The 26,643-nt window shown below is 47.2% G+C and carries 26 protein-coding genes; 5 read left to right on the top strand and 21 right to left on the bottom strand.

Annotated elements, in window-relative coordinates; genetic code table 11:
* Positions 1-52: 52 nt before the first annotated feature.
* From R2X38_RS06755 to R2X38_RS06735, 5 genes are all read right to left on the bottom strand, one after another.
* A complete protein-coding gene (locus R2X38_RS06755; RefSeq protein ID WP_317521696.1) occupies positions 53-1,387 on the bottom strand; it encodes a dihydroorotase in 1,335 nt (444 codons plus the stop codon).
* 84 nt (positions 1,388-1,471) lie between these two features.
* Entirely contained in the window at positions 1,472-1,927 is a 456-nt protein-coding gene (locus tag R2X38_RS06750) for a Fur family transcriptional regulator (protein WP_317521410.1), read from the bottom strand.
* A 310-nt stretch (positions 1,928-2,237) separates the two neighbouring features.
* Positions 2,238-4,532 (bottom strand): ATP-binding protein, encoded by a 2,295-nt coding sequence (locus R2X38_RS06745; RefSeq protein WP_317521409.1) that lies wholly within the window; start codon positions 4,530-4,532, stop codon positions 2,238-2,240.
* A gap of 40 nt (positions 4,533-4,572) precedes the next feature.
* Positions 4,573-5,412, bottom strand: a complete 840-nt coding sequence (locus tag R2X38_RS06740) for a phosphate/phosphite/phosphonate ABC transporter substrate-binding protein (protein ID WP_411184748.1) — start codon at positions 5,410-5,412, stop codon at positions 4,573-4,575.
* 263 nt (positions 5,413-5,675) lie between these two features.
* A complete protein-coding gene (locus tag R2X38_RS06735; protein WP_317521408.1) occupies positions 5,676-6,218 on the bottom strand; it encodes a nuclear transport factor 2 family protein in 543 nt (180 codons plus the stop codon).
* Positions 6,219-6,365: 147 nt separating this feature from the next.
* Here R2X38_RS06735 and R2X38_RS06730 point away from each other — a divergent pair, with 147 nt between their 5' ends.
* Entirely contained in the window at positions 6,366-6,746 is a 381-nt protein-coding gene (locus R2X38_RS06730) for a helix-turn-helix domain-containing protein (RefSeq protein ID WP_317521406.1), read from the top strand.
* A gap of 94 nt (positions 6,747-6,840) precedes the next feature.
* A complete protein-coding gene (locus R2X38_RS06725) occupies positions 6,841-7,212 on the top strand; it encodes a DUF2237 domain-containing protein (protein WP_317521405.1) in 372 nt (123 codons plus the stop codon).
* Here the strand turns inward: R2X38_RS06725 and R2X38_RS06720 are convergent.
* From R2X38_RS06720 to R2X38_RS06655, 14 genes are all read right to left on the bottom strand, one after another.
* Positions 7,172-8,233 carry a methionine synthase gene (locus tag R2X38_RS06720; protein ID WP_317521404.1) on the bottom strand — a complete coding sequence of 354 codons (1,062 nt, stop codon included), beginning with the start codon at positions 8,231-8,233 and terminating at the stop codon, positions 7,172-7,174. The genes R2X38_RS06725 and R2X38_RS06720 overlap by 41 nt on opposite strands.
* Before the next feature lie 29 nt (positions 8,234-8,262).
* Positions 8,263-9,237, bottom strand: coding sequence for a DUF1852 domain-containing protein (locus R2X38_RS06715; RefSeq protein ID WP_317521403.1), 975 nt, complete (start codon positions 9,235-9,237; stop codon positions 8,263-8,265).
* Between the two features lie 351 nt (positions 9,238-9,588).
* The gene (locus tag R2X38_RS06710; protein ID WP_317521694.1) at positions 9,589-11,271 is read right to left on the bottom strand and encodes a pilus assembly protein TadG-related protein; all 1,683 of its coding nucleotides are present in this window, start codon (positions 11,269-11,271) and stop codon (positions 9,589-9,591) included.
* Between the two features lie 42 nt (positions 11,272-11,313).
* Positions 11,314-11,706 (bottom strand): DUF3613 domain-containing protein, encoded by a 393-nt coding sequence (locus R2X38_RS06705; RefSeq protein ID WP_317521402.1) that lies wholly within the window; start codon positions 11,704-11,706, stop codon positions 11,314-11,316.
* Positions 11,703-12,413, bottom strand: a complete 711-nt coding sequence (locus R2X38_RS06700; protein WP_317521401.1) for a hypothetical protein — start codon at positions 12,411-12,413, stop codon at positions 11,703-11,705. Before R2X38_RS06700 ends, R2X38_RS06705 begins: the two co-directional genes overlap by 4 nt.
* A 20-nt stretch (positions 12,414-12,433) precedes the next feature.
* A complete protein-coding gene (locus R2X38_RS06695) occupies positions 12,434-13,333 on the bottom strand; it encodes a type II secretion system F family protein (protein ID WP_317521400.1) in 900 nt (299 codons plus the stop codon).
* A 74-nt stretch (positions 13,334-13,407) separates the two neighbouring features.
* Positions 13,408-14,289 carry a type II secretion system F family protein gene (locus R2X38_RS06690; protein WP_317521399.1) on the bottom strand — a complete coding sequence of 294 codons (882 nt, stop codon included), beginning with the start codon at positions 14,287-14,289 and terminating at the stop codon, positions 13,408-13,410.
* On the bottom strand, positions 14,286-15,542 hold the full coding sequence (locus R2X38_RS06685) for a CpaF family protein (RefSeq protein ID WP_317521397.1): 1,257 nt from the start codon (positions 15,540-15,542) through the stop codon (positions 14,286-14,288). Before R2X38_RS06685 ends, R2X38_RS06690 begins: the two co-directional genes overlap by 4 nt.
* A complete protein-coding gene (locus tag R2X38_RS06680; protein WP_317521396.1) occupies positions 15,535-16,650 on the bottom strand; it encodes a hypothetical protein in 1,116 nt (371 codons plus the stop codon). The genes R2X38_RS06685 and R2X38_RS06680 overlap by 8 nt, the downstream gene beginning before the upstream one ends.
* Position 16,651: 1 nt before the next feature.
* Positions 16,652-17,830, bottom strand: a complete 1,179-nt coding sequence (locus tag R2X38_RS06675; RefSeq protein WP_317521395.1) for a type II and III secretion system protein family protein — start codon at positions 17,828-17,830, stop codon at positions 16,652-16,654.
* 9 nt (positions 17,831-17,839) lie between these two features.
* Entirely contained in the window at positions 17,840-18,703 is an 864-nt protein-coding gene (gene cpaB / locus R2X38_RS06670) for a Flp pilus assembly protein CpaB (RefSeq protein ID WP_317521394.1), read from the bottom strand.
* 70 nt (positions 18,704-18,773) lie between these two features.
* On the bottom strand, positions 18,774-19,241 hold the full coding sequence (locus tag R2X38_RS06665; protein WP_317521393.1) for a TadE/TadG family type IV pilus assembly protein: 468 nt from the start codon (positions 19,239-19,241) through the stop codon (positions 18,774-18,776).
* Positions 19,238-19,648 (bottom strand): prepilin peptidase, encoded by a 411-nt coding sequence (locus R2X38_RS06660; RefSeq protein ID WP_317521392.1) that lies wholly within the window; start codon positions 19,646-19,648, stop codon positions 19,238-19,240. The genes R2X38_RS06665 and R2X38_RS06660 overlap by 4 nt, the downstream gene beginning before the upstream one ends.
* 12 nt (positions 19,649-19,660) lie before the next feature.
* Positions 19,661-19,873 (bottom strand): hypothetical protein, encoded by a 213-nt coding sequence (locus tag R2X38_RS06655; protein WP_317521391.1) that lies wholly within the window; start codon positions 19,871-19,873, stop codon positions 19,661-19,663.
* Between the two features lie 379 nt (positions 19,874-20,252).
* Here R2X38_RS06655 and R2X38_RS06650 point away from each other — a divergent pair, with 379 nt between their 5' ends.
* Complete coding sequence (locus R2X38_RS06650; protein ID WP_317521389.1) at positions 20,253-21,293, top strand: GGDEF domain-containing protein; 1,041 nt, start codon at positions 20,253-20,255, stop codon at positions 21,291-21,293.
* Positions 21,294-21,362: 69 nt separating this feature from the next.
* On the opposite strand, the gene R2X38_RS06645 is transcribed toward R2X38_RS06650, so the two are convergent.
* Both R2X38_RS06645 and R2X38_RS06640 read right to left on the bottom strand, forming a co-directional pair.
* Positions 21,363-23,066 carry a protein adenylyltransferase SelO gene (locus R2X38_RS06645; protein WP_317521388.1) on the bottom strand — a complete coding sequence of 568 codons (1,704 nt, stop codon included), beginning with the start codon at positions 23,064-23,066 and terminating at the stop codon, positions 21,363-21,365.
* A 262-nt stretch (positions 23,067-23,328) separates the two neighbouring features.
* A complete protein-coding gene (locus R2X38_RS06640) occupies positions 23,329-24,087 on the bottom strand; it encodes a TSUP family transporter (RefSeq protein WP_317521387.1) in 759 nt (252 codons plus the stop codon).
* A 306-nt stretch (positions 24,088-24,393) separates the two neighbouring features.
* Here R2X38_RS06640 and sbcB point away from each other — a divergent pair, with 306 nt between their 5' ends.
* Together sbcB and R2X38_RS06630 are read left to right on the top strand one after the other, a co-directional pair.
* Complete coding sequence (gene sbcB / locus R2X38_RS06635) at positions 24,394-25,818, top strand: exodeoxyribonuclease I (protein ID WP_317521386.1); 1,425 nt, start codon at positions 24,394-24,396, stop codon at positions 25,816-25,818.
* 214 nt (positions 25,819-26,032) lie between these two features.
* Positions 26,033-26,572: a hypothetical protein gene (locus tag R2X38_RS06630; RefSeq protein WP_317521385.1), complete on the top strand. Its 540-nt coding sequence runs from the start codon at positions 26,033-26,035 to the stop codon at positions 26,570-26,572.
* The last annotated feature ends 71 nt before the right edge of the window (positions 26,573-26,643 follow it).

The raw sequence follows: 26,643 nt of genomic DNA, 5'->3' as shown, positions 1-26,643 counted from the left end.
TCTTAATTTTATTTTCTGAATCTTTGTTAATGTAACTCTGCTCATCAAGCCATTATCGGTCGAATGTCATTGCCATCGCTGGCACACTGCTGGCAGTCAATCTTTCGCCATCAAATACCTGTTGGCCATTTACCCAAGTGCTCTTAATCTTCGACGAAAACTGATAGCCCGCAAAAGGCGTCCAGCCGCAGTGATAAAGGCTGTTTTCGTGGGTCACAATCGTCGGTGAATGCTCATCAACCAACACCAAATCAGCGAAATACCCCTCTTTGATGTATCCCCTGTCGTTGATTGCATAGCGTATTGCAGGGTTATGCGCTGTTTTCTCAACAACCTGGGTAATGCTCAACCGCCCCTTAGCTACATGGTCTAACAAGGTTAACAAGGCGTGCTGTACCAAAGGAAGGCCGGCTGGCGCTTGCTCATAGGGAACTTGCTTTTCTTCCAAGGTATGTGGCGCATGGTCTGTTGCGATGATATCGATCTGATTGTTATGCAATGCTTGGATTAACGCATCGCGATCTGACGGGTATTTAATAGCAGGATTACATTTAATCAGGTTACCCAACTGGGCATAATCCTGATTAGAAAACCATAAATGATGAATACAAGCTTCAGCAGTAATATGCTTATTTTGAATAGGGCCTGACTCGAACAATGACAACTCTTTCTCGGTAGTGATGTGCAGCACATGGAGCTGGCTTTGATATTTCTTGGCTAGGTCAACTGCATGCGACGACGAAGCAAAGCATGCATTCGCATCTCGTAACCTAGGGTGGTCAGCAATAGTCAATTCTGATTTGGTTTTAAGAAGAGCTTCACGATTTTGGCTGATAACCGGCCCACTCTCACAGTGGGTAACAATGAGCACCGGTGATTCTCGAAATATTGAATCAAGTGCCTGAGGGTGCTCCACTAACAAGTCTCCTGTCGAAGCCCCCATAAAGACTTTGACACCACAATGCCTTGTCGGATCAAGTCGTTTGATTTGCTCTAAATTATCTTCCGTCGCTCCTAGATAAAATGAATAGTTTGCCAGTGATTTTTGCGCTGCAATGGCATATTTTTTTTCGAGCGCTTCAATGGTTGTCGTTGCAGGACTGACATTAGGCATTTCCATATAGCTCGTTATACCACCAGCAACAGCTGCACGTGATTCCGTCGCAATAGACCCTTTATGCGTTAAACCTGGTTCCCGAAAGTGGACTTGATCATCGATCATACCCGGTAATAGATAACTGCCTTTAGCATCTATCACTTGGTCTGCTTGTTTTGCTGAAATGTCATTCTCAACTGTTTCAATCTTTTGGCCGACAATCCGCACATCGGCTTCAATCACCTTGCCCTCGTTAACCACCCTGGCGTTTTTAATTAGCGTTGATGACATCACTCTATATGGTCTCCATGTGTAGAAAGCTATTTCTAAATGCCTTTCCTAATTGTTCTTCACACTATGTTCTGTTGATGTACTTTACGAATTAATACATTCATCACATACACAACTAATTTCAAGTTGAGGGCTGATCACAGTAAACCCCTCTTCGCGGGCATTAGCTTTCAGGCTATTTATCATGCCCTTATCAATAGTTAACTCTCTGATTTTATTGCAACTTGAACAAATCAAAAATTGCGGGATCCCATGTTCATGGTCACAAAGGATATGAGAGCAAGCCACATATTTATTCGATACCTTAAGCTTATGAACTAAATGCTCTTGCTCGAGGAAATCCAAAATTCGGTATACCGACATCGCTTGCAGGCTATGGTTGAATTGCTCCTTGCAATAATCTATCAACTCATAAGCCGACAGTGCTTTTTGGGAGTGCAGTAACCCATGTAGCACCTGCTTTCTTTTAACTGTTAACTGCTTACCCCGAGCTTTACAACTCTGCTCTGCATGCTCTAAAAGAGCGTCGATGTTGCTCATTGTGTATACCCTTGAAACCTTATGTTTAATAAGACCTTCTCAATAAAACCAATCCATTAATGTTATGTTATAACATAATGTTTAGTTTCAGCAAGCTAGCATCTTATAAAGTAGAATTTGATTAGACAATTTGGTGGGTATCATGTGAGGAAGGCTGAAGGAGCTCATTAATCCATGAGCTCCTGGTGACGATTAATAATTAGCTTATGGAAGCAGCAACATTTTTCCCATTACCGTGCCGCTTACAAGAATACCGAATACCACGACATGTACGCTTACTACCTTGGCCGTAGACATGCGCAGAGCCAGATTAAACATATCTTGAACTACATTCGGGAGCGCTATCAGCAAGATCACCCCACTTCGCGATCATAGCCACCAGCTCATTTTTCTTAACCGGCTTAGTTAGATAATCATCCAACCCTCGCTGGTGACAGTTTTCTTGCTCTTCTAGCATCGCATGAGCTGACAAGGCAATGATCGGACACCAATTGGATTGACTACTTTGCTGCATTTCTCTGATTTCTTTAGTGACAGCGTAACCATCTTTGTTCGGCATTGAGATATCCGTGATAACCATATCGGGCTGATGCTGTTGATACAGTTCTACAGCTTCTACTCCATCTTTGGCAAAAATCAGTTTCAAGTTGCTGTTAGCTAACATCGCTTCTACCAACATGCGGTTTACCTGACTATCTTCTGCCAACAGCACAGTTAAAACAGGTAACTTACTTTCATCAACAAAGTGAGAATTATCAGCCCGAGCAATCACATCAAATGTACCTGCGACATAAGAAGCTTGCGGTTTAAAACCAATTAAAAATGAGAACGTTGAACCTTTACCTTCTTCTGATTCAACCTGCAGCTTACCGCCGAATAACGCAACGAGATGATTGCAAATAGCCAGCCCCAGGCCGGTTCCCTCAAATTCACGCGTAGCTGAGTTATCGACCTGCTCAAATTTATCCATGATAAACGGTAGGCGTTCTGCCGGTATGCCCATCCCTGTGTCTTCTACTGTAAACCGGAAAGTTGGTGTTTGACCTGAAAGATCTTCTTTAACCGACAATTTTACATAGCCTTTGGGGGTAAACTTCACTGCGTTACCCAGGAGATTTAATAGTATTTGGTTCAGACGTCCTTTATCACCGATCACTTGAGTATTGATACTTGGCGTCATATCCAGTATCACTGGTAAGCCTTTATTCTTAGCTTGGTAAGCGCTCAGTTCAACGGCTTGTTCTAATACCTCACGCAAATCGAAAGGCGCATCATTGAGGGTCAATTTTCCTGCTTCAATTTTGCTGTAATCCAAAATATCGTTAATGATAGCCACAAGGTTTTCTGCAGATTGATTAATGATTTTCAATTTTTCACGCTGCTCGGAAGTCACTTCGCTATCCAGTAGCATTTCACTGAGCCCCATTACCGCATTCATCGGGGTTCTGATTTCATGGCTCATATTAGCCAAAAATTCTGACTTGGCTGTGTTAGCTTTTGTTGCCTGCTCCAACGCTTCTTCAAGGCGCTTATTGACTTGGCGGCGCTCGGTGATATCACGCTCAACAGCAATAAAGCGAACGACCTCTCCAGCGTCATTCAGCACAGGCGAAATATCCATCTCAACCCAGTAAGCTTGCCCTTGCTTGGTATAATTTAGCAGTTCGACTTTAATCGCTTTCTTTTCAGCTAATGCATCAGACATCTGCGTGACAGTTTCGCTATCTGTCCCCTTTCCTTGCAGCAACTCACCAGGTTGCCTCCCCAATACCTCTTTTGCTGAGTAACCGGTAAGGGCTTCAAAGGCGGGGTTAACCCAGGTAATACAGCCTTTGGCATCAGTAATGATAATGACATCACGGGCATGCTCTGCAACTTGAGCAAGCTCTGTGACCTTCTCTGTCAATGCAATTTGCTGTTGGTGTTTTTTAGCTAGGTCTGCCTGTGCATTGGCCAGCGATAGTGACATCTGGTTAAATGCTTCACCAACCCTGGTAACTTCATCATTACCCGTAATGGTAATTTGCCCACCGGGTCCAATTTCACCAACTTGCTCTACCCCTTTTTTTAGTTGCTCTAACCGGCGTAATAAATAGGTACCAAGGGCAAACGAAAAGATAGCAACCAAGGTCATTTCTATTAGAGCAATCAGTAAGCTCATTCGTGTAGCCTGAGACATTAGGGCTTGAAAATCCTTAACCCTCACCCCCATTTCGACTTTGCCATAATATTCACCAGCAACCACTATCTCGCTACAGACATCATAGACACCATCATGGACTTCTGATGGTAAGTTATGGGTTGTGACATTTTGATAGTCACCATGACGGGTTAATTCCAAGCCATTACGATCAGTTATACGGACATAGACAAGATTGTGCTCAGCGGTAATAGATTGTGCAAAACTGTCCAAATAGGCCAAATCCGTTGCCAAAACAGCATCCCGAGAAGCACTCGCAAACACGCTGACTAGCTGTTTGCTGCCCGTTTCAAGACGACTATCGTTAGAAGTCTTAAGCCACTTCAGCCCGGTAAAAATCAAAACGGCCAACACCAAGGCTTCTATTAGTGCGATACCAAATATCGTTTTTGTACGTAGTGTCATAACCTAGCCTCACTAATTTCAGCTTCAGCATTGTTGATGCTTACAATTGGATATCGAGTGCGACGACATCATCCCAGTCACTGTCTTTTGCCGGCTCAAGCCCTTTTATACTTAGCTTTGCAAAAGCCGCTTTCGCGTCAGCGTGCTGGTTCAATACATTTATGCTCTGCTGCAAAGCTGAAACCGTTGATCCATCCAAGTCATCGGCAAATGCAATAGCGTGAGGGGTATAGCTATTGGTTCGGTAAATCACAGTGAGTTGCTGCTTGATTGACACATCCAAACTATTGAAAGTCCGCATTACCCCGCCACCTGCGGGATAGAGGCCTTTTGCTACAGCCATGTAGACCGAATCGTGCGAGCCCACATACTTAGGGGAGATGGAGAGCCCCTTCTGGCGTAGTTCTGATTGGGTCAGGATTGATGCGGCAAAGGCGCGTGGCGCCGGGAAGGCAAGAAATACATTATCAAAGTCCTCAATCCTTCCCTGCCAATCTTTTTTCGCAACCATGATCCCTGTAATCCGCTTATCTTTCGCTCTTGCAAGTGCGGTATAGCCTGGACTCTGGTTAACAAGGGTAAAATGGTACGGGTTCATGTAAGCTAGGTCGTACTCGCCAGCGGCCAAGCGCTGCTCAAAAGTGGGAATATCTCGTGCGGTTGCAAAGCGAATATCTAAGCCGGTCACCTCACTCCATGCCTTGAGCAGCGGCCCCCATTGCTGGGCAAGCTTGGCGGCTGATTGCTGAGGCACAACACCAAAAACCAGTGTTTGTTTTGGGGTATTCTCCGCTTTAGAATTTGCTGCTACACCGCAGGTAAACCACAACGCCATGGCGAAAGCTGCAAATGTGATTTTGTTTTTCAAATTGATTCGCATCTTGCCTCTCCCTTTGACTGCCTATGATCAGATCTCTTCCGCATCAAGGCGAGTTCATGTATTTAACAGCACTCTGCTGTTGATACAGAAAGATAGTCAAGAAAGGTGCCAAGTTTAGGCAGTGCGAAGAGGGAAAATAAAAGAGAGGACGTTACCTAGATATTGAGATATATAAAAGCTCTAATATTCATGGTGAGGCATGCGTATTCAATCATTGTCACTCACCATCAATACAGAGCTTCATATAAAGTGCTGTTAGCTGCCTAAAACACGCCATTCGAGTTAGCGATATCGCCGCCACTGATGAGTGAGTATACCCTCATTGAGAAATCAAGTGCCTGAATAGAATCCCAATGCTCAACAATTCTGCCTTCTTCGATGCGCCAGGTATCGATAATATTCATGCCTTTTTGATCATTGCCTCTATCTTCTTTATTTAACGTGGCATGAGAATGGAATATCACGAAGTCACCATCGGCATAGATATGCTTAACGTCATACGTGTAGTCAGGGTATTCCTCTACAAACTCTTCAAGAAAGCCCACTAACCCGGTAATTTTATCCGGTAGGTTTCTATTGTGCTGAACATAAGCACTATCGTTGTAGTGCTCCAGAACATACTCAAAGTTATGATTATTCATAAGGTTTTGTACAAAATCAGTCACTATTTTTGCGTTGTTTAATTCCTGCTCTGTCCAATTCGTTTTTTGCAGTGAATCCAGATCGATGATCAGGTTATCAGAACTTTTGGCATCAACTACGTTACTTGCTAATAGAAAAATCAAACATGTCATTGCTTTCCACATAACTCACTCCTAAGCACTTTTCCAATTAGGTATACATTGATAACCATAGTAATTAATAGTAACCTACAGTACAAGAAGGCACCGAAATGTGCGGTAGGCACATTTTGGTAACCTGTGTTCAATCCAACGGCGAGAAGGAATAGAAAAGTGACAACAACAGCCAAGCCAGAAAGACGCGTTTATTATAACAATGACGATTGCCCGGTACGCAATGTTGTCGCGCAGATCGGTGACAAATGGTCAATGCTTATTCTGTTTGCTTTAGTTGACGGAACAGAAAGGTTTAATGCGCTGAAGTCCCGGGTGGAAGGAATTTCCCAACGCATGCTGACCCAAACGTTAAGAGATTTAGAACGCGAAGGTTATGTTAACAGGACCGTATATCCTGAAGTCCCGGTAAAAGTCGAGTATTGCCTGACAGAAATGGGACGCGACTTAGTTAAACCATTGTACCAATTAGTCACTTGGGCAGATCAGCACCAAGACGATATCAGACAAGCTCGAAAAGCCTATGATGAAAGAAGTTGAATCTGACGACTCTTATTTCCTTGATGGCTGCAAGAAGCTATCAACTACACTTTGATCGTTTAGCCTGTAAAAGAGTCTAAAACAAGGTGTGACCATGACTGGTAAAATTAACGTGTTAGGCGGCCCCTTGGCTCTCTGTAACTGCTCGCCTACAACCGGCTTTTTTAGGGATGGCTATTGCCGCACAGATGATAGCGATGCTGGTCGTCATGTCGTATGTGCCTTGGTAACGGAAGAGTTTCTCGCCTTTACCAAAGCACAGGGCAATGATTTGTCTACGCCAAGGCCGGAAATTGGCTTTCTCGGCCTCGCCCCCGGCGATCGTTGGTGCCTATGTGCCCAGCGCTGGAAAGAGGCATTGCAGGCAGGTTGCGCGCCACCAGTAATATTGGCCAGTTGCGAAGTAACTACCTTAGATATAATCCCTATTGATGTACTAAAGCAGCACGCGGTTGATGCACACTAGAAAGCTCTCTTCGCACAATATCTGCCCCCGCACTTAAGGCGTTAAGTTTAGCTGTAGAGACTTCCCGTGACAGAGGCGCCATACCACAGTTAGTGCAAGGATAAAGCTTGTCGGCATCAACATACTTCAATGCTTTACGCAATGTACTAGCAACTTCCTCAGGGGTTTCAATGGTATTTGTGGCGACATCAATCGCCCCTACCATCACTTTCTTGCCTCGAATAAGCTCAAGCAAGTCGATAGGCACTCGTGAGTTATGACATTCTAGCGAGATAATATCGATATTCGACTGCTGCAATTTAGGGAACACTTCTTCATATTGTCGCCACTCAGAGCCAAGTGTTTTCTTCCAGTCGGTATTGGCTTTAATACCGTAGCCGTAGCAGATATGTACTGCCGTCTCGCATTTTAATCCTTCGATTGCACGCTCTAAACAAGCAATGCCCCAATCATTCACCTCATCAAAGAACACATTAAATGCTGGTTCATCAAATTGAATGATATCGACCCCTGCCGCCTCTAATTCCTTGGCTTCCTGATTAAGTATTTTGGCGAACTCCCATGCCAATTTTTCCCGACTGCCATAATGATCATCGTAAAGGGTGTCGATCATCGTCATTGGACCGGGCAGCGCCCATTTAATTGGTTTTTTAGTTTGTTGACGTAAGAATTTAGCGTCTTCAACAAAGACCGAATTTGGGCGACTCGCCGACCCCACTACCGTCGGTACGCTTGCTTCATAACGGTCACGAATTTTAACTGTTTTGCGACTATTAAAATCTACGCCGCTTAGATGTTCGATAAAGGTGGTGACAAAGTGCTGGCGCGTTTGCTCGCCGTCACACACGATATCAATCCCGGCCAGTTCTTGTTCATGCAAAGAGACACGTAAAGCATCGCGTTTGCCATCAATCAACTCGTCACCTTGCAGTTTCCATGGTGACCACAATGTTTCAGGTTGAGCCAGCCATGAAGGCTTAGGTAAGCTTCCCGCCGTTGAAGTCGGTAATAGTATTTTCATCGTTTTTCCGTCCAGATTCTCGTTATTGATTACGCGTAATTTTCAGACCATCGCTCCAGAATAGATTGATAGGGTTTGATGAAATGCTGCTCGGCAAATCTCCCCTGCTCAATCGCTAACTGACTGCGTTCTTTACGGTCGTAAACAATTTGAGTTAACGAGTGGTCTAAATTCTTCAAGTTTGGTTGATAACACTTACCGGCAACCGCATTGGCATTATAAATTTCAGGTCGGTAAATCTTTTGGAATGTCTCCATAGTGCTAATCGTGCTAATTAACTCAAGGTTTGAGTAATCATTGAGCAAATCACCGAAGAAGTAGAACGCTAACGGTGCAACGCTGTTCGGCGGCATAAAGTAGCGAACCTGTAAGCCCATCTTTTTGAAATATTGCTCGGTCAATGACGACTCATTTGGCTGATATTCGAAGCCCAACACAGGATGCTGATTCTCAGTGCGACGATAAACTTTATTGTCCGACACGCTCAAACAGATCACTGGCGGTTTTTTGAATTGCTGCTGGTAAGATTCTGAGCTCACAAAAGACTTAAAGAGCTTGCCATGCAATTCACCAAAGTTATCTGGAATACTGAATTGGGCTTGGTTCTTGTTATGATCTAACAGCAGAACACTAAAATCGTAATCTCTTACATATGAGGAAAAGTTATTGCCAACAATCCCTTCAATACGCTCGTTGGTTTTTCGATCAACAATATTGGTTTTCAATACTTCAATTGATGGAAAGGCTTCACCATTGCCTTGAATATTCATATCTACAGAGATGATTTCAAGCTCAACTGAATAACGGTCACCATTAGGGTTATCCCAATGCGCCAAGGCATTAAAGCGGTTGTCGATCATTCGTAGTGCATTGCGAAGGTTCGCTTGGCGGCTGTTTCCTCGAGCCAAATTAGCAAAATTAGTCGTGATACGCGTATTGTCTGATGGTTGATAATTCTCATCAAAACAAATGCTTTTAATAGCAAATGTAAAATCTTTAGTCATCGTGAACTGGTATCCTATATCCTTTGAAAACAACTGACCTTATTCCTTACTCTTTTTATGGGGATAGTTTTGTTTATATTTTCCCAACCGTTAATTACCTAACGCTAAGAGCAGTCTTTTTTATACTGTGTTCACGTGTTGAATAAAATTGGTTTTGCTTCACAAAGAACATGAGGAAATTTCATGATTCGGGTTGGGTTGAATGCCAAATTTTATATTTGTCGTTCATGGTGTAGGGCTAAGGATACGGTATCGACGCTGATAGCCTACACCACAGGAAACAGTTCCTATGAGGCATGGCCTTGGGATATTCAGCAGCAGGATTTCGTTTAATCCGGTTGAACAAACAGGCTATTCAATCAGCCTGCCACCTTCAAAGGTGATATCGAAGACAATCACATCAGCCTCGCCAACTGCAACACCGAGATCGGCCAGCAAAGGGGAGATAACAGTGTTCGCTAATGGCTGCAGTACCAGGTCCAAAATCCCCGGCAGCAGTACATCCGCAATCAATCCATTCACAATGCCGAGCACCGAGCTGATACTCCCTGCATCGGCAATCGAAGCAGATAACGATACATCGGAAAACATCTCATCCACAGAGCTAGACGCTACATGGCTAAACGTTTTAGGCAAGGCCTCGCTGGCAAGTAGAGTTTCGCTATGCGGCGAGTATACATCAGAGTCATTTGTAAAAACCGCGCTGATATTGATATCTATCGGCACTTTAATCACAGCAAGCCGTACTTCAACCCCAATCGAAAATGGCTGGCTAGTACCGCTTTCCCCCCCGAGCTGTAAATCTTGTAGTGAGGACTTAGACTCGAATTCAAAAGCCACAGTCTCCGTGTTGTCCTCACCCCAAAAGCAACCATCAATATCCATTAATTTGGTCTCGGCCTGAGCCCCAACGACCTTTACAGCTAGAGCCGCACTTTTTACCGAGATTATACCGAGGTCTAGCCCAGATAAAATACTTATAGCATTAACCTGTAGCTCCAGCTCAAGCTGGGCTGTTTTGGCTTCACTTACATAGTCTCCCTCTGCCGGTAACCGTCCGACTTGAAACTTCGCGGGTTCGGTCACCTGCAAAGAAACGCCCAAGCTATCGAAGCCCAACGCAGTAACCGTCGATTCCGACAATAACCCTGTCGCATCAAATACATCGCCAGAATTTGTTACTGCCACCAACAACGACGCCGACAGCCAGTCATAGGCGGAGAGTTCACTCGCCAATTGCGACGAGTTATCGGTCGGTTCTGAAACCACCGAAACAAAATCTGCTAAGGAGAGGGTTTCGTCACCAGCTGCAATTTTGATGCTATCCAGGGTATTTAGGGTTTCAGCACTAAGGGCCGAAACCTGGTTGAGGACATCGATCACATCCCCCATAGACACGGTGTCACCCATATCATCGCCCACCGAAGCACTCATCTCGCCGACCGAGACAGTACTTGACAACAGCTCCCGATACGACAATGCTGTCAATTCTACCCCAACCCAGTCCATCAGAATCAGGTTTATCAGTTCCAGTGCTACCGTACTGTTGTGCACCGCTCCCACACTCGCCGCTGTGCTACCGACCCCAAACCGAACCCAGGCCTGCTTATTTATTCCAGCATTGGCCATCAGGGTAACAGTTGAGGTTCCAGAGAACAGACGGGGAAACAGGCTGGCGGAAACGTCCTTTTTCAAGGTCACCCTGGCGGCATCGCGTACGCTGTCAGAGTTATCGTGAATTACCCAGGAGCCCTGAGAAAAATCGGCCTCTGACCATCCAAAACCGACAGTGTATTCATTACCATCGAGATGAAAATCAAAACCGTTTGCTACTAGGTTCGCCTCCACCGCCGACTTTAGTTCATCTGCTTCATGTTCTGCATCAATATAACAACCGAGCCGCCCCGCCGCCAAGGCGGCCATATCAGCTTGATCCTGAAGGCGCCGCTTTTCCATCAACAACCGCCCAGAATCAACAGCGAAGGCAACGCAGGCTATCATAGCTACCATCAAAACAATTAACCCGGTTGCCATCCCTCGTTGAAAAGAAATCCGCTGATATTGACAGGCCATATCCTAGCCGCCCCCGAGCGAGTCAGAAATAAATCTACTTGGGATCGGTGTTGAGAAACTGTTGAGCATTCTAACCTCTACCTTATTAGCAGCATCCGGCAACAAGCTATCGGTATGCTTGGTGGCCAATTGACCGCCAGATTGCAACTTGAGCCACATCCGGGTATTCCCCAGCGCTTGGTTATGTTGACGGGGGCGGTTAGATATCGCCGGCTCGCTTCCCAAAGCCCAGTCAGAGACATCACCACTCGATGCGCTAGGCACAGCACTTGGTGCCAACTTATCCTCCTGGTTCGTCCCTACGGGATCAAGCCCAGCATGTACCTGACAAGTAAAAGCCACACCAGCCAGCAACAGCCAAAACCACTGTATATACAAGATCAAAGATATGTTCATTTCTGCTCTCCTAAGGAGATGGTAGAGTTAAGCGCCAATGGCCTAAACCGGCTAATGGCAGAAAGCATCTCCTGCTGAGTCTGCTCTCCCCAATGATATCGGCTTGCCAAAGTCTCGGCCTGGCGGTGCTGTTCATTTTTCAACAGCAAAAACCAAAGGTTCTTACCCGCGTTAGGATGCTCGGGCTCAAGTTCGAGTGCAGTAAACAACTGATCGTAAGCCCTGTCGTCTTGCCCCATCACCAGCAGCAAGAAACCAAAATCATTGCGGATATCAGCCGAAACCGGTGCAGCGCTGACTGCCTGCTCAAGCCAATCCATCGCCGAATCGGTGTCGCCCTGATAGGCAGACACTAGCCCTAAACCATGATAGGCCCGCCCCGCCAGGCAGGTACCAACCAATTGCTTATACAATGGTTCGGCCTGGTGCCATTTACCCAAATGACGGTAACTGTCTGCCTTGAGCAAGCGAGTGTCAGGCGACAAAGGCAGGCGCTCAAGTTCCGCCAGAGCGGAGTAAAAATGTCGGCCCATTATTTGCTGCTGGATCATCGACATCGCCATACCCTGCTCCGAAGACAACCGGTCACCGCAGCTTCCCGTTGTTTCTATCTTCTGTTTGCTTGCTTGCCCCGGATTCTGGCAGCCACCGAGCCCCAGCAACAGCACCACCAATAACAAGCGAGTTGCAGCTTCCCTTGCTTTCATTTCTATACTCCTCCGCGCATTTAGCCCAGCGCCTGACCTAGCAACATCATACCGGGTCCGGCCATTACCACCAGCAAGGCCGGAAACAGGAACACGATCATCACCACTGACATCTGTCCAGAAAGTTTGGTGACTTTCTCCTGCAATTGCGTACGCCGCCGATCCCGTAACAGCAATGTCAACTGGTTGAAAGTATTTGACATGCTTCCTCCTGAAACCGAAGCCTGAGCAAACATGGTCAGCACATCCTGCAAACCAGGCGAGTCGGTAGCCTTTGCACCTTCAGTAAATACCATATTTCGATCCTGGCCAGCTTCTATTTTGCTTAGCACCAACCGAAACTCCTTATTGATCTCTGGAGTGATTAGTGCCAACTCTTGGGTATAGACCCTAAGCAAGCTTTCCAATGACAACCCAACCTCCCATAAGCTCTTCATCATCTGCAAGCCGACTATTATTTCTTCATCTATCAACCGAGTCCTTGCAGCTGCACGACGACGCAACCACAAGATCAGTACATAAGCCCCACCCGCAGCAGCGATAACCATAAAGCCAACTGGGTGCTGTGATGCAACGCCCTCTACCAACAAGCCGATCATAGCTGCCTGAATGCCTAACCAGAGCATTAGAAGCTTGAGCAGGCACTGCAGTTGCTCACGGTTTGATATATATCCAGCTCGACGCAGCATCCCAATGACATCGACAATAAAAGAGTGATCATAGCGCTTAGTTCTACTCCACCACAGCTGCCCTTGCTGGAGCACTTGCTCTCGACGATGACCTTTACCCAAACGATTGGCCAGGTTACGTTCAACCTTTCTTGCCCGCTGCTGCCTTGCAGCCACAACAAACAACACAAGCGCCAGCATGGCCATTCCCAGGCTACACCATATGATCACATCAGGTATTTGCCTCAACACTCACTCCTCTTTTAACAGTGACCCACACCCTTTGTGAAAATAAAAACCGATGCAGTGAACAATTGCTCGAACCTTCACAATGAGCGAAACATGCGCCACAGCATCAATGCGCCAGCGACCTGTGCTCCCAAAGCGATAAGCAATACATGCTGCCCGGAGGGATCTTGCCACATACTCAGCAACCCCTGCGGATCATCAACAAACATATACCCTCCCATCACCGACGGAGTGAGTCCCATCACCCATGCTGTTATCCGGTTTTCACCTGTCAGGGATTTTAGCTCGCGCTGGCTACGTTCATTTTGATGGAGTAGCTCTATCAAGTTTTCCAACGACAAGCTGACGCTGCCACCGTATTGGCGATTGACCTTCAATACAGCTCCCAGCAACATAAACTCTTTGACCCCGGTGATCTGTGCTTCCCGCATAAAAGCCGCATCTAGCTCTGCCCCCAAAGCTTCTCGTTGGCCAACACGGATCACAATATCTTGCAAAGGGTAGGCGCTACCATCGACAGAATTCACGACGGCCTGATGCAACGACATGCCGACTTTAACCCGACGATTGACCTGTGCGATAAAGCTTGGTAGCTGATGTAGGATCCGGCGCTTGAACGCCTGCTTTCGGATATAACCACAAACCAGCAGGCTGAGTACAAAGAGAACAAAGAATCCGCCAGCGGCAAGCCACCCCGACCAATACCAAGCCGCCGCACAGCCAGCACCCAGTACAGATAAGCCCCCAACCCAAAAAAGCCATTCATCACTCAGCCCCAGCTTTCTGGCCAGCTCCTGCCAGCGCTCCCCCTTTGAGCGAGCGGCTAGCGGAAACGTTGGTGGCTGCGAATCTCCCCGTTTCTCTAGTACCGATTCACCATTCGCCATACGAGCTGCCAGCAACAATAAACCGCCACCAATTAGCAACAGTCCCGAAGCCAGCAGCAGCCAAAACTTCACTGCGACTCCTCCTCCAGCTCTGCGGACAGTTTAGGAGACATGTTATCAACCTTTTCAAATGTTCCGTTGCGGTATTGATACAATAACTGCGTCCTGATCTGACCGTCGGCAACATCCATGACCTCGATAATGTGGGTGATCACACGCTGCCCACTCGGCAGCCGGGCTATTTGCACCACCAGATCCAAGGCAGTCGAAATCATTTGCTTGAGCAGCAACGGGGACAAGGTGAAACCTGTCATGTTCACCATCATTTCCAATCTGATCAACGCATCCTGGGGGGAGTTGGCATGTAGGGTACTCATCGATCCCTGATGCCCGGTGTTCATCGCCTGCAATACATCCAGAACTTCCCCACCCCGGCTTTCACCGAGAATAATTCTGTCCGGACGCATTCGCAGGGCATTCTTCAGCAAATCACGTGGGGTAACTTCTCCATTGCCTTCAGTATTGGGCGGGCGTGTCTCCAATCGCACTACATGGCCATTACGCAGCTGCAATTCGGCGGCATCTTCTATCGTCACCACTCGTTCACCGGAGTTGATATACTGACTGAGCACATTGAGCAAGGTGGTTTTACCTGATCCGGTCGAACCGCTGATCAATATATTACGCCGCGCTCTAGCGCTGCTCTTCAATAACTGATGCATGGCCAAGCTCATGGACCCCTTTTGGATCAGAAATTCAGCCGTGATCCTCTCGGTTTTGAACTTACGCACCGACAAGCAAGGGCCATCAACGGCCAGGGGAGGTATCACCGCATTAATCCGGCTCCCGTTAGCCAGTCGAGCATCGACCATAGGGTTAGCTTCATCAATACGCCGCCCCAGTGGCGCTATCATCCGACGGATCACCCGTAGCACATGCTGATCGTCCATGAATCGGTATGGCACTTTAACTAGCTGTCCCTGTCGCTCGACATAGATCAGTTTGGGGCCATTGATCATAATGTCATCGACTTCGTCATCGTCCAGCAGGCTTTGCAACGGTCCAAACCCTAAGATCTCGTCGAGTAGTTCAGCCACTAAAACATTAATATCATCCTGGACAACAACAGGCTGGTGACGTCTGAGATAAGCACGCACGTAGTCATATATATGCGGGTGCAACTCAGCCCTCTCCATTTCATGCATCAGATCATCTTCTTCCAACCGCTCAATCACATAACGGTGAAGTTCGGCTTTGAGTTCAAGCCGTGTTTCATCATGCTGAACCTTGACCTCGCGGCTTGGCCACCAAAGGGATTCACTCATACTTTACCTCTCGGTTGAACATCCCGGTAATTTTGTTAAACCAAGGCATTTTCTTCGAACGTACCCGCAACAGCTGGTCAACAGCATGCAAAAACTGCTTATACTCTCCTGTCGGAGGCAAGAGTGTCCCAGCATTGATATCAGTGATCAAAGAATGGGCACAAGGCAACACACCACGAACTGGCAAATCAAGCTGCTCAGCTATAGTTTCTTTGTCTGGCAGTACCGATAACAAATACGGAGCTAGAATCAAATTCACGCCACCGGGGCGCACCCCTTTGTTATATAAGCTCTCAGCCAAACGGCGGGTTTTTACCAAACTGACATTTTTTTGGCCGGTCAATAACCAGTGCTGATCACAACGCGCCGCAAACAGATACAACAACGGACACGGCGGCATACCGTCCAGATTAATAATAATGGTGCTGTAACTCGCCTCTAACTGATCCATCAGTGTCACTAGACTGTCTTTGTCCGGGGCGTCGAACGACTCACTCTCCGGCATGCCAACAACATGGATCCCCGCGACCAACTCAGCACCGTTGGCACTCAACCAAGACGGGTTGATAACCGTACTATGCTCCAGAAGGCGGATAAAGTTGACCCCAGCAGGCTTATTGAGGTAGCCGGCAATATCGCTACCCGGCTGGCCAAGATCCAAGATCAAGACAGGCTGTTTAGACCTGGCCGTCACTTGCCAGGCCAGCGATAACGACAACAAGCAAACATCAAATCCTTGGGTCGCCGACATCAAAGCCAAACGTTTGGGCGGGTGTGTTTCCATAGACACCAACCCTGACAAGCGGTGAGCCAGATCTTCCGGCTCACAAAGAGACAAATTGTCACGGTGCGGCAACCCATACCATTGGCACTCAGGGGTGAAATCAAGCAATATACAATGGCGTGGCGAAAAGGTATCAAGCAGTTGTTCAACCGTTTCATCCGGCCAATGCTCTGCTGCAATCACCAGCACTTGGGCCTGCCACCATATTTCCTGAGAGACAAGATCCTTTGGCGAAGTGAGCCAGATGATCTCACCGCCCGATGGAAGGGCTGCAGCTATATCATCTTGATATCGACCATCCTTGTCATAGGCAATGATATACATATTAGTACTCCTGAGAGAAACCCATTCCTGCGGGTAGCGGATCGGGCTCCGCATCAAGGAAGATAAGTTCGAAAAAGCCTGGTTCAAAGCGACGGTACATCTCACCCGGTAAAGGAGGCAAAGGCATGTTGCGGGCGAATGGCTTGACCAAATGCGGAGTTACCACCATCATGATCTCTTTGTCTTCGCTGTTGAAATGACTAGAGCTAAAAAACGCACCCAAGATAGGAATGTCCCCCAGGCCAGGGAAACGATCGGCATTTTTCATGGTGTTTCGGCTTACCAGCCCGCTGATCACGAAGCTTTCACCGTCCCCCAACTGTACCGTGGTATCAGTCCGTCGCACTGACAGGGCCGGTACCAGCACTCCGGTCGAGCTGATCCCCTGGGCATAATTAAGTTCGCTGACCTCAGGTGCGACCTTGAGAATAATACGGTTATCCTTAAGCACGGTCGGGGTCAGATTGAGTCGGATCCCGAACTCCTTAAATTCGATGGTCACATCCCCATCACCGCCGTTGACCGGATAGGGAAACTCACCGCCGGCAAGAAAGGTTGCAGAGTGACCGGACATGGTCACCAAGCTCGGTTCAGCCAAGGTATAGGCAAAGCCATTGCGGCTCAACGCGCTGATGGTGCCGAGCAATGCATCAGATACATTGCCGATTACCAAATTGAAGGCGCCAGAGCCCGGCAGAAAGTTATTGTTACTCAGGAGGCTTATCGCATCTTCAGTAAAATCGACCCCAGACATTGAAGCTGCGTTGCCAATGCCTACAACAGTATTGCCCTGTTTACCAAAGAAAAACCCCGCTTCCTTCAGTGCACTACGGCTGATCTCCACAACCTTGATATCAGTCTGGACCTGAATATCGGTGGTGGCGACCGACTGTGGCAACACAGTGATCCGGTGTCGCTGCGGCTCATCCGCTCCCCGCGACCAAAGCAGCAAAGTGGTAGAACCAGGCAGCTTACCCGTCAGCATCATTTCCTTGGTACTGATCACCTTAAGTCCCGCTATATCCGGGTCGCCAACCGCAGCCCGGGTAATCGAACGGGTTTCGCGCACCAGTTGCTGCTCTCCAGTCGTAACTGTATAGTCTGTCGCCGATAGCCAAGACGACCAAGACAGCACCAGCACAAACAACGCACCCTGCCAACATCCTTGCATTTTATGCATTGCTCCCTGTCAGTTACGAGTTCGAACCAATGTGCGCTCCTCCCCCTGGTAGATTTCTACCTGGGGGGCCACATAACGGTATTTCATGGTCTTAGGCTTGGGAGCCACAACATCAACCTCTTTGTATTCACCCAACGACCTTAGCGAAATGACATGGCTGGCACTGGCCGTCAATGGTTCCTGGGTGCCGACCAACGCCAATCTGATCTGGCCTGTACTTTCTGCCAACATCAGCTGTGTCACTTCTTCTTCTGGTACGGCCAACACAAGGGTTCCCGCCCCACCGCTGCTCGCTGACTTGCGTTTGTTCGACTGCTTAGAAGTTTGCGTAGCGGCTGCAGTCTCAACACCGGTCTCAGCCCCGACAGCCAATACTTTGACCCGACTCAGCAATCGCCTCGCGGTACTGTTATGGCCAGACTCCTTATTGGCCCGTAACAGATACAGTACGTCCACCCAGTCCCCACTTCTCAGATGACCGCCCACAATGACTAACGCATCTGATCGCAAGGCCAGGGCACGGTATCCCGGCTCGAGGGCATCCAGCAACGGACGTGGCAACGCAAACTGGGCATCGCGCAACCTGCTTCCAGCCCGAACACTGAAGGCCAACCTCCTGCCGAGATACTGCTGAGGATCGCGAATATCTCCAGCCATTGGATCGGTGATCGGCGCTGTTTCTATCATATCTGCACTAAGTAAGGTTCCAGCAGGAAGGTTGGAGGTGTAGCGAACCACGGTTACCAATGGCTTGGGTGTGGCTCTATCAATCCGCTGGGTTTCCGGCTGGCCGAGGAATATCCCATAGACGCCGATAAGCAGTGCCAAGCCAATCAGCATTGCAGCTGCTATTTTTAAATAGTGTTCCTGCATGGCATTTCTCCCCTGCCTATCATCTTGCGTCCCTGCCAAAATAGCTCTTAAATGTCTGGTGCTAGCTCGCTTAATACTCCAAAACTGCCGATGCTGATAAAGTATTTGGTATTGTGAAATCAAGAAATACAGGTAGAAAAGGCGCCTCTGAATACGGGTAACTGACCATCAACTGACAACAGCCGCCACTATCAAGTAACGATGCGGTTGACGTAAACTTGTCATCCAGAGTCTGGCCGAACAAGCTGTCGCCGGTTAGCCCATGAAGTATCGCGTCAGCGTTGGATTCAAGCTGAGCTTGCAATGCCGAGCTGTCACAACCGCCACCGTAATAGCATTCTTCATCAACATAACGGACTCCCTGACGCAATGCTTCCTCGACAGTGAAGTTAAACAGCTGGATGGTGACAAAAATCAGGCTGTAATGGGCCATCATGAACAGCAATCCCAACACCAGAGGCATCAGCAATATCGTCTCAAGGGCAGCAGCACCGTACTGACGACATACTCTGTTTGTATTACTGGTTAGTCTTCTCATCCGAGCCATGCCACCACCGCTGTCGCAACCAGCAAACTCGGTATAAACGGCCCTTTCTGCTGCCGCTCCCGAATAGCCACCAGCCAATAGAAGGCAAACAGGGCAAAGGCCAGCAGCAATATTGCCAGTATCTGCGACAACGAAGTGATCAAGGAGAGCGCCGCTAACACTTTTACATCAGCCCCGCCAAATAACCCTGCGGCAAAGCCCGGCAGGGTGATCAGCAACACCACGACCATCGGCCAGGGCGAAAAATGGAAGGCGGTACTCGCCACCAGCCCCTGTTGTGTTACAGCCATTGTCAACGTCAGCAAACTAAAAGCCGCGATCAAGCCGTTGCTCACTGTCATTGCTTCCAAATCACAATAGGCGATGGCTATTAGCAATAAAACAATAACAAGTATCATCAAGTGCTTTTTTTACGGACTGGTTATAGTTGAATTAGCAGAACTAACAGCAGCACTTAATGTATCTGAACTAGTTGTAAAGGCACTATCAATATTATCTTTCAACGTCAAAACTGCAGCCACCACCACCGCGGCAATCAATACATACTCAATCCCCGACGCCCCTTTATCATCACGAGCCAGACGTACCAGCAAGCCTTTAGTGCGGTCCAATAGTCCCTTCATCATACTTCCTCACACAAAAACACAGTAAACGATTATTCATTTGAATGGAGTTATCTCGTATTCATAATTAAAATCAACAACATTTACTTCTATCACCGACTTCAAGATTAAAGATTAGAAGAACAAACTTGATTGTCCAATTTTTCTAGCATGATAGTCAAAAATTCATAACCTATAGATTTACACCGCTATTATTGTGTGATCATGTTCAAGATTTCTATAACTACCAAGTAATTAACTTTATTTCCCACTAAAATATATTTATTAAAAGACTCTTATTTTTAATCTTATTAATTGAGTGGTTGGGTACTGAATGCTTACCAGCATAAAGTCTTTGTCTTTCCCCATTATTTACTTCGGGTCAAGTTTATTTATTATATTGACCCTAGCGATACTGTGGATAAAGCAAAACATTCAACTGCGTAAACTTAAATCCCGATTTTATGCCAATCAAAGATTTAATATCAGTACCACGGCTGCCGGTTTAGGGGTTTGGGAGTGGGATCTCACCACCGGTAAGATCTATTTCAACCCATATTTATTCCAATTCTACGGGATCCAGTCACATCGCCCACTAAACTTTTCTGACTGGCGGGGGTTTCTATCTCATTGGGATGCCGCCAAGCTGGAGTCACTTTCATCGCTGGCCGGTAAATCAGAGCAACAAATACTTAGGCTGAGTATTGCAAGCGCAGACAGTCATTCACAACGCGTTGTAGAACTGCTTGCCTGTGGCCTGCCAGGCGATCCCAACCGATTGGTCGGGACCCAGCGCGATATTACAGCCGCCCTTTCAAAAGAAAGGTCTCTCCATCAAGCAGCCTACGAAGACCCATTAACAGGACTTTCAAACCTGCGGGCATTGGAAATCCGTTTATCCGAATACATGGAACAGGGAAAACTTCTCGAGGCTCCCTTCGCTCTGATGTTTATTGATCTCGACGGGTTCAAGGTAGTTAATGACACACTGGGCCATGACACCGGCGATATTCTACTAAAGCTAGGAGCGAAACGTATGCGCAGTTGTATGCGGATCCAAGATGAGGTGTTCAGGCTCGGCGGCGATGAGTTTGTCATTTGGATCCAGCTGGTAAAGCCTAATTCAGACATCGGCGTTGAACCCAATACGTCAGCAAAGACGTCCTGCCTAGAAAGTAGCCCTCACAGGCAACATTTAGATATTATTGCGACGAAATTGCAACGCAGCCTGGCCAACCCTTTTACCATTGCTCATGAAAACTGCCACGTCACTGCCAGCATCGGTATTGCCATTTTCCCCGACGATGCCCTATCTGCCGAATCATTGATCAGCGCTGCTGATAGCGCAATGTATAACGCCAAACATGCAGGAAAAAACCGTTATATATACTTCAGCGATATCGCCGAAGCCGAGCGCGATACCGCAAAAGCCATCAAATAAGAAAATGATGGGCTCCAGACATCGTTATTCTAAATATCATCACCATAACAACAGTGCTGCCTCAAACCTCTAAGATGAGCAACTGTAATGAGATACGCCGCCAGCGGTGAAAAACTCTAACGGTCTTAACTGATTATATTTCTGCTCCACCCATTCAGACTGTTCATCGTATGGATTGGCAAGAATTTGCTGCAGTTCATGGATAAGCGCAAAATCACCATTCGTCGCTTTTTCATAAGCAGGAACAACGAGCCACTCACGCCAGGTGTATTTTGGATTCACCCGCTTCATTTGTTTTGAAATCTCGTCAAAACTCAGTGCTGGGTTGAACTTCTCACGCCATAAGCTCAGCCATTGGTTCCATGCTTCTTCAAGCTCTTTACTTGGCGTTGCATAGAAGCTCTCCGAAATCCCGGAAATCTCCTCTGGAAGATTTGAGAGCTGGCGGAAGAAGATGGTGTAATCAACATGGGTTTTCATCATCAATGATAAAAGTTGGGTAAACAACTCGCTATCGAGTGTTTCTAGCCCAAGTTTCGCAGCCCACATGCTACTGACTTTATCCTCCATCACCGTGGAGAAACCCACGATGATTTGTTCCAGTTGCTCTAATGCTTGTGGGTTTGATTGCAGCAGTGGCCTTAACGCTGAACAAAAAGAATCGAAGTTCTTCTCAGCAGCCAATGGTTGGTTGAAGAAAGCAAAATGGCGGCCACCGCCCGTCCAAGGCTGGAAGTAAGGGTCAAAGTATTCACAGAAGCCAAATGGGCCGTAATCTATGGTAAATCCCCCCACAGCACAGTTATCGCTATTGAAATTGCCTTGGCAATAACCAACTCGCAGCCAGTTGGCGATCAAGGACGTCAATCTGTCCCGAAACTCTGTCGCGAGAGTAATTAACTTATCTGCCATTGGCAGATCAGCAGCAATCTGGTCTTTGTACTCCCGCTCGATAATGTGCAGCACCATCATTTCAAGCTCTGCCATTGCATTTGGGCGGGAGCCAACACGAGCCCTTCTGCCAAAGAGTTCCAACTGGCCAACTCGCAAGAATGAAGGGGCAACGCGAGTAGAAATAGCCACAGGGTTGGAGACCATAATATCCGGGTTTTCCGAGCGAGATCCCTCGCTGTACCATGGGCGGTCCACGGTTTCGGTTTGCGATACAAACAGGCTTAACGAACGGGTTGATGGTACGCCAAGAGCATGCATATACTCTTGAGCTAGAAATTCTCTCACACTCGAACGCAGCACGGCCCTTCCATCGGCACCGCGGCAGTATGGCGTCGGTCCACCGCCTTTTAACTGCATCTCCCACCGCTTATTATTTAGTACCCCTTCAAACACCGAAATGGCTCGGCCATCACCATAGCCGTTACCCGTTTTAAAGGGACACTGCTCTGTGTATTCATTGCCAAAAATGGATAACGCATAACCTGTCGCCCAGCCCATCTTTCGCATCGGTGCAGGTACATCGGCAATATCACCAGAAAATAGCTTTGCAAACTCTTCCGTTAGCGCCAAGCTATCGTCTAATCCCAGCTCCTCGAAAAACTGATGGCTATGGCTGACATAGATAGGTTCAGCAATCGGTGAAGGTTTAACTGGCACATAATGCCCTGATAACACTTGTCTCGGAAAATAGTCGATACCGTCTTCTGTGGCATCGGGGTCTGGATTGAGCGTATCTAGCAAAGAGTAATCAGAAGCCTTAGCAAACTCATTAAGATTAAATATGTTGGCTGACTTCCCAGCCCTATCTTGTTTACTCATCGCTTTAAGTCTCCATGTCTTCAACTTACACCTAAGTGTCTATTAGCAATGATACGTCTACATCGACGAAAAGGCATTAATCACTTCGACAAGCCACCTGCTGGGCTATTGATTTGCGACGAAGAAACTGCACACATTGCCCTAGGTTCAGGTGTTGATGCTATATCGACCACTAGCAAGGATGTATGCGAATTTGTGCCAAAGAAAAAGTATAAAACTACGCAAAAAGCGGGAGTTTCCCGCCGTTATCTATCTAAGTAACCTAGAACAAATTAGCATAAACCAATTTCCCTAGCATGATCGAGCACACCGCTATGAGGGCTGGTTTGACGACCTTGCTACCTTTATGATGGACCAATTTCGAGCCGTATTTAGCACCAATCCATTGTCCTGCTGCCATGGCGCCCCCCAACGTCCAGAGAATTTCCCCTCCAGTCATAAACATCAACACAGCGGCAAGATTAGTCACGAGCAATAATAGCTTGGCGTGAGCGACAGCTTTAGCCGTGCTAAAGCCCAACAGGGCGACAAAACTGATCACAAAAAATGAACCTGATGCCGGGCCAAAAAAGCCATCATAGAAAGAGATCAATGCACCGAATGTAAAACTGTACACGCCCATAGAAATCCGACTTTGGGTATCAAAGTCTGCAAGGCGTGGTGACAATAATATATACACCATGGCCGCCAAAATCATAAAGGGCAAAAACTGGCCAAGTATTGATGATGGAATACGCTGAACCAAGAAAGCACCAAAGCCAGCGCTTAGAAATGAAAATAGCAAAGGGACTTTCAGGCTTGATATATCCAAAAAACCTTGTTTGGCGAAGTACCCCACAGAAGATATCTTGCCAAAAATAGCCTGAAATTTATTTGTAGCCAATGCTTGCGCAGGGCTTAGACCTGCCAACAACAATGCAGGAAGAATGATCAGTCCGCCCCCACCTCCAATTGCGTCGATAAAACCAGCCAGTAATGCCACGAAGAAAAAAATCGCAACAAGGTCCAATGTAACTTCCACAGCTCACCTTTAAACAACACATCAATATTAAGGCCAATATAGTGACGTCTTACCTATATCATTTCTATGGGCTTCGCCTTAAAAAATGTAAGTAAGATTGGCGGGTAAGGTTCATACAGTGGTTCGATAAATAGTCACAACGAGTCAATGAGAGTTGAAGTGTTAGACATCTCAATATATGGATAACCAAAAAGGTAAACAGCATCAGAAACTGTCGAGGATTTGAACACAAATTTAGCCATGCCCCTACCCCTAATTCTTTGTTATCATTAAGCCAGATGACACTTTACCCGTGTGAAGATAAAAATGAGCAACAATGACAATCAGCCAACCCTGTTTTGGCTGGATTATGAAACTTTCGGTGCTAACCCGGCACTAGACCGCCCTTGCCAGTTTGCTGGTGTGCGTACCGACATGGACATGAACATCATCGGTGAGCCGCTGGTGATCTACTGTAAGCCGCCTGTGGATTACCTACCTTCACCTGAAGCTTGCCTCATCACCGGGATCACGCCGCAGGAAGCCCATGAGAAAGGCTTGTCAGAGCCCGAGTTCATTGCCCGCATTCACCAAGAGCTGTCCAGGCCGAATACCTGTGTGATTGGCTACAACAATGTGCGTTTCGATGACGAAGTTACCCGTTATACCCTTTACCGTAACTTCTACGACCCATATGCCTGGAGCTGGCAAAACGGCAATTCGCGCTGGGATCTATTGGATATCATGCGTACGTGTTATGCGCTGCGTCCGGACGGCATGAATTGGCCGACCAACGAAGAAGGTTTGCCAAGCTTTAAGCTGGAACACCTGTCTGTAGCCAACGGTATCGAGCACGCCAATGCCCACGATGCGATGGCCGATGTATACGCTACTATCGAGTTGGCAAAAATCGTTAAACAAAACCAGCCGAAACTGTTTGATTACTTCTTCAAACTGCGCAACAAACGTAAGCTGCAGGAGCTGGTTGATATTGTTGAAATGACACCGCTGATGCATGTCTCAGGCATGTTCGGTGTTGAGTGCGGCAATACCAGCTGGATTGTACCGATGGCGTGGCACCCGGATAACAAGAATGCGGTGATCACGGTTAACTTGGCATTGGATCCTACCCCGCTTATCGAGCTATCTGCCGATGAGCTGCGTGAGCGTCTCTACACCAAGCGTGCCGATCTAGGCCCAGACGAGCTACCGGTACCCCTTAAGCTTATTCACCTGAACAAGTGCCCAGTACTTGCGCCGGCGAAAACCTTACGTGCTGAAGATGCTGCCCGTATCGGCATCGACCGTGAAGCTTGCCTGAAGAACCTGGCCACCTTGAAAGCACACCCAGAAGTACGTGAGAAGCTATTGGCGATTTACAGCGTCGAGCGTGAGTTTGAAAAACATGACAATGTCGATGCCATGCTTTACGACGGTTTCTTCTCTAATGCTGATCGTTCGACCATCGACATCATCCAGAAAACTCCAGAAGAAGAGTTGGGCAAGCTAGAGCTGAATGTCAGCGATAAACGTATCAAGCCCCTATTGTTCCGCTACCGTGCTCGCAACTTTCCAATGACGCTGGATTACCAAGAGCAGCAGCAGTGGAAGCATCACTGCCAGGACTTCTTTGAACAGAACCTGCCAAGCTACATGCAAAACCTCGAGGACGTCGCCATGGAGCACCAGTCTAGTGAGAAGAACATGAAGATCCTAAAAGCTGTCTACGATTACGTACAAACGCTCGTGTAAACTAGACACCATAGGCAAAACTCGCTTCTTTGCTAGCTAGCTGAAATTTGGTCAAAATTTTTTAGCCCCTTGTGCTCATGCAGCCAAGGGGCTTTTTAACAGTCATGATTCTTCGTTGTGAGATTGCGCAACACCGCAAGTGCACCAACACTAAGTAGTGATGGATCTTTAAATTGTCATTCATGGATTCGAAGGTTGAATTGTAGTGATTGATATGACAACACAATCTTTAACACGCTGTTTCCGGTTTCCTAATGTCGATTTCGAGCCAGATGTCCACTTGTTGGTATGGCGAGACAAAACAGAAACCCCACTTACCTTACACGAGTCTCGTTTGCTTGAGGCGCTATGCTATTGTGCTGGTGAGGTTATCAGCCATGAACAACTGCACAACAAAACCTTCAGTCAGCTAGACCCATATGAAGACAGCGGCAACCATCGCTACGATCTTAACACCGTGCTTAAACCTCTAGTGGCCAAACTCGACCAGCACGGCAAAATGGCAATCGACATAGAAGTCGTTGCGCCATATGGTTTCAGGGTGCCCTTACCGGACCAAATGTGTCGGTTGGTACATGAACCAGAACAAACAAAAGCCCCTGAAACACCGCCAGCTCAACAGCACGATGATCAAGAGTTTCGCTCGGCAACAGAAGAAATAGTCAAAACCAGTGTTGCGCATAAAGTGTCTGTGGCTGTATTGGCATTAATGGCGCTCGGAGTCATTACCGCTTCTTTTATGGGCTATTTATAACTGCAAAATCCAAAGCATAACTATAAAAATCCGAAGCAACTAAGTGTGGCTTAGATCACATTTATTTTGTA

Source organism: Photobacterium rosenbergii, from assembly GCF_033022775.1.
Lineage (GTDB): Bacteria > Pseudomonadota > Gammaproteobacteria > Enterobacterales > Vibrionaceae > Photobacterium > Photobacterium rosenbergii_A.
This window is presented reverse-complemented; position numbering and strand designations above follow the sequence as displayed.